The sequence below is a fragment of the Wolbachia endosymbiont of Pentalonia nigronervosa genome (assembly GCF_014534705.1).
Taxonomy (GTDB): domain Bacteria; phylum Pseudomonadota; class Alphaproteobacteria; order Rickettsiales; family Anaplasmataceae; genus Wolbachia.
On sequence record NZ_JACVWV010000003.1, the window covers coordinates 36,404 to 46,485 of the forward strand.

Sequence of the window (10,082 nt, forward strand, 5' to 3'; positions counted from 1 at the left end):
CCGAAGCTGAAGGATTTCAGGTTATTCCAAAACGTTGGATAGTTGAAAGAACCTTTGCTTGGCTCTCCAATTTTAGGCGCATGAGCAAAGATTACGAACATTCTCCTCTTACCTCAAAAACCAATATTTTCTTTAATATGATTACCGTTATGCTTAATAAATTAGCTACTTAAATGATTTCAAGACATCTTCTAACAATTGGTATTATTATATATAGAACACTTACACATCATATTAATGAACTTAATACTGAAATAAATGAAATAGAAATAGAGGCAAGACCTGATATAGAAATTTCTGTTTATAGAGTCTTATAAATTCTATCTGTAGATTTTGGTTATAAAAAAAAAGCTAGACCTCTGCGCCATATAAAAAAATTTTGCAGAGGCCTAACCCCACATTAAAGATATTATAAATATAGCATCGATTTACAAATAATTCATTAACATTTGCATCATATTCTAAAAACCTTTAGATTTATCATACAATCTATACTTAACATAATGAATCAGACTTGGAATTTATTACAAACAGGGCAGAAAAATGACTACAAAATTGCGTATGTGAATGCACGAATCATCGACCCTGCTACTCGACTCGATATAAATGGCTCACTTTTAACTTGCGGAAGTAAAATAGTGGATTTTGGTGCATCATTATTTGCAAATGGAGTGCCAAGTGGCATCGACGAGATGATAGATTGCCAAGGTTTAGTTCTCATGCCAGGCCTTGTAGACATTCACGTACATTTTCGTGAACCTGGACAAGAGCATAAAGAGACTATACATACAGGTAGTAAATCTGCAGCTGCAGGAGGTGTGACAACTGTTGTTTGTCAACCTAACACTGTTCCAGCAATTGATACTGTTATTTTAGCCAAATATTTGAAATATATAGCCCTTGAGACTTCACATGTAAATATTGAATTTTATGCTAAAATCACCACTGCAGAAAGAAGTTTAACTGAAATGGCACTGCTCAAAGAAGTCGGAGCAGTTGGGTTTACTGACGATGGCATGCCGGTCATGGATCCTTTCGTGATGAGACAGGCGTTACTTTACTCAAGCATGTTAAATATTCCAATCGCTCAGCATGCAGAGGACTTAAATCTATCGGCAGGCGGTGCAATTAATGAAGGTAAAATTTCTGAAGAATTAGGAATCAAAGGCATTTTAAGCGTATCAGAGTCAGTCATGGTAACTCGTGATATATTACTAATGAAGGACATTGAAAACGTGCATTATCACATTTTACACGTCTCTTCAAAAGATTCACTGGAGGCAATTGCACGTGCAAAAAAATCAGGGTTGAACGTTACCTGTGAAGTAACTCCACATCATTTTACTTTAACTGAAGATGCAGTCAAACAACATGGAGCACTTGCAAAAATGAACCCACCACTTCGTACAGAAGATGATCGCCTAGCAATGGTTGAGGGACTCAAAACTGGTGTTATAGACTGTATTGCCACTGACCATGCTCCACACGACTGTAGTTCTAAAGATTTACCACTTGAAAGTGCTGCTTTTGGCATTGTTGGTCTGGAAACTCTTTTACCCTTATCACTTAAACTTTATTACAATAAACAGATGGATTTGTTCGATGTACTGGCAAAACTCACATATAAACCTGCAGATATAATAAATGTGCCGCGTGGACGTATACAGAAGGATCGTGCTGCAGATTTAATTTTAGTTGATCTCGATCAAGAGTGGGAAATAAAAACTAAGGATTTTGCTAGTAAATCAAAAAACTCCCCTTTTGATGGGTATAAAGTAAAAGGACGTGTGATACGCACCATTGTATCCGGAAAAACTGTATACTCTCTTCTATCTAGTTGATCAGGATTTCTGCATCTCTTCACTTACACCTGCAATTTTTGCTTCTTCCTGGTAAGATCTAGGCTTTTTTGATAATATTTTTCCAATCTTATCTGATATGTACTCCCATGCAATACATATGACAGTTAAAGCTACGAGTGAAAGTATTGGTGCTGTTATTGCTATAGCTAACAGAGAATCAGCTGTAGTTACTTCAATAGGAGCGAGGATATCATATATTTCAATATAATTGAAGAAAAGATATGCTTTAATTAAACTAGAAGCTAAGATAGGAGATATGTCAACCAAACCAGCTCCAATGGCAACACTCATAATACAAAACATAGACAGTGGTATAATTTCCTTTAATGTTAATTTTTTACCCTCTCCTTTTGCGATGTCAAAGAGACCTGTTGTGCAAATCAAAGTAAAAGCTAAAGTTAATACTAATGCAGCAATGCCGCCAACAACTCCACCTACCACCAGAGGTGACAAGGCTGTAAAACTCAATGCAAGGCCAATTAATACACTCATTGTTAAAGCTACTATTGCTGCTATTGATATACATATAAGAAAAAAAATACCTATCATTGTTTTTCCAAAATTACCTTATTATTTAAAATAATAAATATTCCATAGTACTATGTCAATCAACCATAATTTTGTTTTCACCTATATCACAGATTGAAGTAAGTTGACAAAAGATAATTTTAGTGAAATAATTGAATAAATTATTTGTAGCATATTTATGTCTAGTGGCACTATAAACAAAGTTATACTTATTGGGAATTTAGGTAAAGACCCTGAAATCAGAAGCACACAAAACGGAAAGGAAATGGCTAATTTTTCAATAGCTACATCTGAAAGCTGGGTTGATAAGTTTTCTGGCACACGTTCTGAAAAAACAGAGTGGCACAATATTGTAGTTTTTAGTGAAGGATTAGTAAAAATTGTCAAGGATTTTGCCCGCAAAGGCAGTAAAGTCTACATTGAAGGCTCCCTTCGTACCAGAAAATGGACTGATCAAAATGGTAGTGAAAGATACACGACAGAAGTTGTATTACAAAATTTTAGCAATACTCTTACTCTCTTAGATTCGCGAAATAGTGCACCAAATTCTACAAATGAGTATTCTGTAAATGAATATAAACAAAGCGAGTATAAACGCAATGAAGAAAGTAAGCATGAAAGTGATGATGTAAAAGATGAACTCATCGATGATGAGATACCATTTTAGAAAGCCGCTCATCTACTATAAAAGTTTACTTTAGTGAATAACTGTAAGGATTATTTTTTTTAAGGATTTTGCGTGTCAAAAAGCAACAGTAATAATACATCAGCTTCTGATATTTTAAAAGAAGTTGTTAGCTCTGATGCTGATAAGGTAACTCTCTTTGAAATCAAAACAGCTCTGCACGAGCGAGGTTTTGCTATCTTAATCATGATCTTTGCTTTACCGTTATCATTTATACCGGTACCACCTGGCTTTACAGTCATACTTTCTATACCTTTAATTCTATTTTCACTACAACTTTTGTTGGGATTTAATTCTCCCTGGCTACCAAAATGGCTAGAGGAAAAATCTTTTCAACGCTCAACTTTGGCCCTTATGGTAGAAAAAACTTCTCCAGCATTAGAAAAAATAGAAAACTTTATGAAACCAAGAATGTCCTTTATTTTCTATGGACCGGGCGAGAAAATTTTATCTATCATAATGCTGCTTTGTGCAATATTAATAGCTATCCCCCTACCCTTCACTCACTTTATTCCTGCAATGGGCATGACCCTTATTTCACTTGGTATCATGAACAAAGATGGACTTCTTTCCATATTAGGAGTTTTAGTATCTTTATGTGGATTGTTGTTTACTCTCATTATAATCATAAAAGGACCGAAACTTATAATAGGAGCTTTTTCCTTTCTTAAAAATATTATAAGAAACTCTTGATTTCCATAGCTTAACTTCTAACTTTATAAATAGATTTTGAAGAGATTTTATAAAGATGCTATAATGTGCGTAACTTAAGTTAACTTTAAAGGTTAACATGTTATTATTCTATTTCAATGGAGGTGAAAATGAGTTTAGGACCATGGCAACTATTTCTAGTCCTGATAATAATCTTAGTTCTTTTTGGTGCAGGTAGATTACCACAAGTGATGGGTGACTTAGGAAAAGGCATCAAAAATCTCAAGCAAGAGCTTAAGGATTCAGAAAAATCATCATCCCACGAGCCAGATCGTTAGCTTCTCTTTTCTATTTTGTAACACGTACTCTAAGTGCGTGTTACTTACTTCTGCTTGTAACAAAATAAAATTCAAACAATGAAGTAGGAACGTTAACAAAAATAAATGTTAAAGTTGCAGTATAGTAGTAATTGTGTTAAAAATTGCTTTTCTAAGGATTTTTGTGCCAAAAAATAAAAAATTAGCTTCTGATATTCTAAAAGAAGTTGCTAACACTGATATTGATAAAGTAACTCTCTTTGAAATTAAATCAGCTTTGCATGAGCAAGGCTTTTGTATCTTAATCATCATTTTTTCTTTACCATTATCTGTACCTATACCAGTACCACCTGGTTATACAACTATACTTGCTATCCCGTTAATTCTATTTTTACTGCAGCTTTTATTAGGATTTAACTCTCCCTGGATGCCAAAATGGCTAGAGAAAAAGTCTTTTCAACGTTCAACTTTGGCCCTTGTGGTAGAAAAAACTTCTCCGGCATTAAAAAAAATAGAAAAATTTATGAAGCCAAGAATGTCCTTTATTTTCTGTGGACTAGGTGAGAAAATTTTGGCTCTTATAATGCTGCTTTGCGCAATATCAATAGCTATCCCACTACCTCTCACTAATTTTATTCCTGCCATTGGAACAACTCTTATTTCGCTTGGTATCATGAGCAGAGATGGACTTCTTTCCATGTTAGGAATTTTAACGTCGTTATGCGGATTACTGCTTACTTTTATCATCATGGTAAAAGGGCCAAAACTCATCATTGGAGCATTTTCCTTCCTTAAAAGTTTCATATGATCAGGATATATAATACTTTAACTAAAAAAAAAGAGCTTTTTACGCCTATCAATGAAAATCATATAAAGATGTATGTCTGCGGTCCAACAGTGTATGACTATGCACATATAGGTAACGCGAGGTCTGTTGTTATATATGATGTATTATTTCGATTATTTAAATTCTGTTATAGCAAAGTTACTTACGTGCGTAATATAACCGATATCGATGATAAAATAATCAACTCAGCAAATGAGAAAAATAGTGACATAGAGAGTATAACTACACGCTATACCAACGCCTTTCATGACGATATGAAAAGTATAAATTGCTTAGAACCAACGCATGAACCTAAAGCAACAGAGAGTATAGGTGTCATTATTGAACTGATTGAATATTTACTGCAGTCTGGTCACGCTTACGAAGCTAATAAGCATGTATATTTTAGTGTAGAATCTTACCCTGAATATGGGACACTATCAGGAAAAAAAATTGATGAATTAACTCACGGCAGTAGAGTTGAAATTGATGAAAATAAAAAGCACCCTGGAGATTTTGTATTATGGAAACCTGCAAGTGATGTTGATTATAAACTTTCAAGCCACTGGAACAGCCCATGGGGTGAAGGTAGACCAGGATGGCACATAGAATGTTCAGCAATGGCATGTGCTCATCTTGGCAAAGATTTTGATATACATGGTGGCGGTATAGATTTGCAATTTCCTCATCATGAAAATGAAATTGCCCAGAGTAAATCTGCATTTTCTGGTTCAACATTTGCAAAGTATTGGATGCATAATGGATTTCTTACCTCAAACAAAGAAAAAATGAGTAAGTCCCTATTTAACATAGTTAAGGTAAGAGATTTACTTAGCAGTGGTATAAAAGGTGAAGTAATACGTTACGCATTGCTAAAAACCTACTACAGAAAACCGTTAGATTGGACAGACAGTGTTATTTCTGAATCACAAGAAGCCTTAAATAAATTCTATCGATTATTGCGTTATGTAAATATCGAAGAAAATGATGCAGAAATTTCTCAAGATTTCATAAACGCCTTAAAAAATGATTTGAATGTTCCAGAAGCATTAGTTCTACTGCATGAAATGGCCGCAAAAATTAATAAGACAAGCAATGAAAACGATAAACTTAAGTTAACTAAGATCTTCACAAAAAGTGCCAGATTCATCGGTCTTCTTCAATCAAGCTATCAAGAATGGTTCGCTAGCAATGTAAATCGTCAAGAAATAGAAAGATTGATAAATTTGAGAAAAATTGCAAAATGCAATAAAGATTACGCTACTGCTGATAATATAAGAAAGCAATTAACAAAAATGGGGGTGTCTGTTTCCGATAATGAAGATGGCACAACAACCTGGCAAGTTTGTTAGACTATGGAAAATTATTTTTTATTATTTACAGATAATCTCTTATCATCGTTAATTTTACCTGTACGCCAAAGTTCAGTATTTATAATCATGCTGTATTTTAAACAATATCACAGTATATTATTGATGTTACTTTTTGGAGTATTAGGATCATCCTTAGGAGGAATAATTAATTGGTGTTTAGGTAGAACAACACTCTACTTAAGAAAACGGTGTCGAAAACTACAAAATGAGTATGTAGCTTCCAAAATAATAAAAAATCTGCTTATTTGCGCAGTTACACTACTTTCATGGGTGCCAGCAATAGGCAGCGTGACACAAATTTTATCTGGCTACTTCAAATTAAGTCCTTATCTTTTTATTTTTTTAACTATTCTATCAAACTTCTGCTATCTATTATATTTAGTGATATTTTTAGACCTTTTGTAAAACCCCAAGCTGAAAGCCCATATTCAAACTTAAACTTCACACTTAAACTTCAAACTCAGGGAAGGGAGCCAAGTCCTATGAATTCGGACTTTTTTATACAAGTTGGGGTTTAGCTACACCTTCCCTGTGTAAGATATTTAGTTTCAATACCTTACATTAGGAAGCATACAAACTGAGATTAAAAAATCTATTAATTGCTCAATAAAAATATCGTAGCTAATCCAAGAAATATTAAAGCCGAAAGGATATCAGTTGTTGCCGATGTTAAAATTGAGGAAGAAACTGCAGGATCAGCTTTTAAGCGGTTTAATACTATAGGAATAAAAGCTCCAATAAATGGAGCAATAACTGACATCATGATCATTGAAATTACAAAAATTACTTCTATCTTAAAATCATGAAATCTTAACATTATCACTATCAATGAAACAGTTGATAAAATTATCCCATTAATAAAGCCTCTAAATAGTTCTTTCATCAGTATTCTTCTTGCATTTTGTTCGGTTAATCGCCTCGTTGCCAGCGCTCTAATTGTTAGAGTAACTGTTTGAGAGCCTGAGCTACCACTCATTGAGGCTATTATGGGCATAATAATAGGTAATATTATAAACTTCTCTAACGTGTGTTCAAAAAATCCTGTGACTATCGAACATATAGTTGCAGCCAAGAGATTAAATAGCAACCATGGCAATCTATTTATTATTGTTTTGTATACAGAAGCATTAATATCCGTTTGAGATAATACCCCCCCCATTTTTAATGCATCTTCTTCTGTCTCTTGTTGTACTACTTTTATTACATCTTCAATTAAAATTACACCGATGATTTTGCCATACCTATTGACCACTGGGGCAGACAGCAGAGAATAGTCTTGGAATATTCTCGCTACTTCTTCTTGATCCATACCAGTCCTGATGATCTTTATATCCTGACTCATTATCTCCTGTATGGTAGTGTCACCTGAATTGGCTATTACCTTATTTAAATCGACACTACCTATAGGTTCTAATCTTGAATTAATAACAAAGATTTGGTAGAACGTCTCAGGTAATTTCTTATAGTTGCGCAGAAATTCTGTTAACTGACTTATTGTCCAATAATATGGCGCTATAACCATATCTTTATGTATTAGCCTTCCTGCACTTTCTTCAGGATATGATAGCAATTCTTCTACTGATTTTTGAGTTTTATCAGGTAAGTAACGAAGTATACTTTCTACAGACTTTTTATCTAAGTCTTTCATGATAGTTACTATGTCTTCTATGTTCAAAAGCGCCAATAACTCTGCTGTGTTTTTTATTCCCAGTGTTTCTATAATCTCCACCCGTAGATCTGGCACTACGTGCACTAGAGCATTTTTTAGTGAATTTTGATCGAGAATCTCAACTAACTTCTCTCTGTGATCATTAATTGAGGTTGATAAAAAATAAGCCAATTGAACGCTATCTATTTTTTTTATGACGTCATGAATATTGTCTAACTCTTGATTATTAATTAATTCTTCTAAATCATTAACAATCTCGTGATCTAAACCATAGTGAGAATTTTTATTAGTGTTCATAATTACACCTTCATTTTTTTTTAACATAAAAAACCATAATGTTGATATAACTTGATTTCTTTCATTATCAGAGTATAATAAGATTATTTAAAATTAACTACTATATGGTTAAATTTCTATTCCTTTTACTGCTGTTACTATTAATAATAAGTATATTAAAAACTAAACATTAAAAACTAAATATTCAACTTAATGAAAACTCACTACGAAATTCTAGAATACTTTCAAAGCCTAGGCAAGAATATATCCTTAATTAGGAGGTGTCTTTGACATAGAGAAGTTAAAATCACGTCTTGAAGAATTGGAATCCAAGTCTTCAGATAGTACTCTATGGCAAGATAATAAAAAAGCTCAAGAGATTTTGAAAGAGCGCTCTAAAATTAAAAACGATATAGAATCATTTTTAAAACTGGAAAGCGATTATCATAATAGCATTGATTTAATGAAATCTGCTATTGATGAAAACGATGAGGGATTTTTTGCTGAAATCGAAAGTGAACTAATTAAATTAGAAAAACTCATAAAATATAAAGAAACTGAATCCTTATTCGCTGGTGAAGCAGATAGTAATGACTGTTTTTTAGAAATTCACTCAGGAGCTGGCGGAACTGAAAGCAATGATTGGGCTGAAATGCTGATGCGCATGTACATCAGATGGGCAGAGATTTATCATAATTTTAAGGTTGAAGTGATAGAAAAACTAGATGGTGATGCTGTTGGTATAAAATCTGTGACAATAAAAATAACCGGAGAAAAAGCCTATGGATGGGCAAAGAGTGAAAGTGGTGTTCATAGACTCGTTAGAATATCGCCTTTTGATTCAAATGGTAAGCGCCACACTAGTTTTGCAAGCGTAGGAGTGACACCAGTTATTGAAGATTCGATTAGTATTGTTATCGATGAAAAAGATTTAAAGATTGATACTTATCGTGCTTCTGGGGCTGGTGGTCAGCATGTAAATAAAACCGAAAGCGCAGTACGCATTACACACATGCCAACAGGTGTTATAGTGCAATGCCAAAATGGTCGCTCTCAGCATAAAAATAAAGATGAGGCACTTAAGTTACTCAAAGGACGCTTATATCAAATTGAATTAGACAAAAAAGAACAGAAAATGGCTGAAGAATATGGCAAGAAATGTAATATAGGTTGGGGCAATCAGATTAGATCATATGTTATGCACCCATATCAGATGGTAAAAGACCTAAGAACTGGACACGAAGTAGGGAATATAAATTCTGTTTTCGATGGCAACATAGATTGTTTCATAATTAGCGTACTAACTAATTAGACTTCTTTCGCACCCAGTTTATGGTAAGAGGAGAAGGGCAAAAGTGCACCGATTGCCATCGATACACATACTAAAAAGATGTCTATTAAGATATACTCATAAGTAATAAAATTACCATTAAAATACTATAGATGTTGGCAATAATCTGGCCAACAACTTTATTTACATTTTTGTGAATCAGCAATGAATTTTTCTAATTCAGTGTTTGTAAGGTAAGTAGCTATTAACTCACATACATCTTCATTGACTACTTCCCAACATTCTTTAATTTTTTGTCCTTCTTTAAAGGTACCTAAATATCCAAGTGGCTCAAGAGCTTCATTTACTAGACGTCTTCTTTCGTCTATAGCTTCACATTGAGCATCCATCATTTCAGCAAGTATAGGACAATCCTTTCTAAATTGCTCTTTGATGCCTTCCAATCCTTGAATCAATTTAGAATTATGTGCATAACGTATTAAATTATCCTCATTTGTTAAATCTGCTAGCAAAAATTCACTAAGCAATACTTTACTCTTACCAATTTTTTTATCTTGTATCTTTTTTAACTCACCTTCTGCATCTGCAAAAAGCTTCCTTATCT

The 10,082-nt window shown here is 33.6% G+C and carries 12 protein-coding genes; 9 read left to right on the forward strand and 3 right to left on the reverse strand.

Translation table 11 applies throughout. The annotated features are described in order from the left end of the window. From IC220_RS00865 to IC220_RS00875, 3 genes are all read left to right on the forward strand, one after another. Positions 1-173 (forward strand): transposase (locus IC220_RS00865; RefSeq protein WP_188152722.1); only part of this gene is annotated, 173 nt, incomplete at its 5' end. After that, positions 174-317: a hypothetical protein gene (locus tag IC220_RS00870; RefSeq protein ID WP_188152723.1), complete on the forward strand. Its 144-nt coding sequence runs from the start codon at positions 174-176 to the stop codon at positions 315-317. Positions 318-503: 186 nt separating this feature from the next. Continuing rightward, the gene (locus tag IC220_RS00875) at positions 504-1,841 is read left to right on the forward strand and encodes a dihydroorotase (RefSeq protein WP_188152724.1); all 1,338 of its coding nucleotides are present in this window, start codon (positions 504-506) and stop codon (positions 1,839-1,841) included. On the opposite strand, the gene IC220_RS00880 is transcribed toward IC220_RS00875, so the two are convergent. Then, a complete protein-coding gene (locus IC220_RS00880) occupies positions 1,842-2,411 on the reverse strand; it encodes a hypothetical protein (protein WP_188152725.1) in 570 nt (189 codons plus the stop codon). A 157-nt stretch (positions 2,412-2,568) separates the two neighbouring features. Between IC220_RS00880 and ssb the strand changes: the two genes are divergently transcribed. From ssb to cysS, 5 genes are all read left to right on the forward strand, one after another. Continuing rightward, the gene (ssb, locus tag IC220_RS00885) at positions 2,569-3,057 is read left to right on the forward strand and encodes a single-stranded DNA-binding protein (protein ID WP_188152726.1); all 489 of its coding nucleotides are present in this window, start codon (positions 2,569-2,571) and stop codon (positions 3,055-3,057) included. Between the two features lie 72 nt (positions 3,058-3,129). Next, positions 3,130-3,768, forward strand: coding sequence for an exopolysaccharide biosynthesis protein (locus IC220_RS00890; protein WP_188152727.1), 639 nt, complete (start codon positions 3,130-3,132; stop codon positions 3,766-3,768). Positions 3,769-3,896: 128 nt separating this feature from the next. Next, positions 3,897-4,064 (forward strand): twin-arginine translocase TatA, encoded by a 168-nt coding sequence (tatA, locus tag IC220_RS00895; RefSeq protein WP_188152728.1) that lies wholly within the window; start codon positions 3,897-3,899, stop codon positions 4,062-4,064. Between the two features lie 163 nt (positions 4,065-4,227). Further along, the gene (locus IC220_RS00900; protein ID WP_410543318.1) at positions 4,228-4,851 is read left to right on the forward strand and encodes an exopolysaccharide biosynthesis protein; all 624 of its coding nucleotides are present in this window, start codon (positions 4,228-4,230) and stop codon (positions 4,849-4,851) included. Continuing rightward, positions 4,848-6,221 carry a cysteine--tRNA ligase gene (cysS, locus tag IC220_RS00905; RefSeq protein ID WP_188152729.1) on the forward strand — a complete coding sequence of 458 codons (1,374 nt, stop codon included), beginning with the start codon at positions 4,848-4,850 and terminating at the stop codon, positions 6,219-6,221. The genes IC220_RS00900 and cysS overlap by 4 nt, the downstream gene beginning before the upstream one ends. Before the next feature lie 616 nt (positions 6,222-6,837). On the opposite strand, the gene mgtE is transcribed toward cysS, so the two are convergent. Beyond that, on the reverse strand, positions 6,838-8,208 hold the full coding sequence (gene mgtE / locus IC220_RS00910) for a magnesium transporter (protein WP_188152730.1): 1,371 nt from the start codon (positions 8,206-8,208) through the stop codon (positions 6,838-6,840). A 192-nt stretch (positions 8,209-8,400) separates the two neighbouring features. Here mgtE and prfB point away from each other — a divergent pair. Next, positions 8,401-9,499, forward strand: a protein-coding gene (prfB, locus tag IC220_RS00915) for a peptide chain release factor 2 (protein ID WP_188152731.1) whose coding sequence is annotated in 2 segments (ribosomal slippage) — positions 8,401-8,475 and positions 8,477-9,499 — 1,098 coding nt in all. Because the reading frame shifts where the segments join, the coding sequence is not laid out codon by codon here. A 158-nt stretch (positions 9,500-9,657) separates the two neighbouring features. Here prfB and IC220_RS00920 read toward each other — a convergent pair. Then, positions 9,658-10,082, reverse strand: a 425-nt coding sequence (locus tag IC220_RS00920; protein ID WP_188152732.1) for a hypothetical protein, incomplete at its 5' end; no start/stop codon positions are given.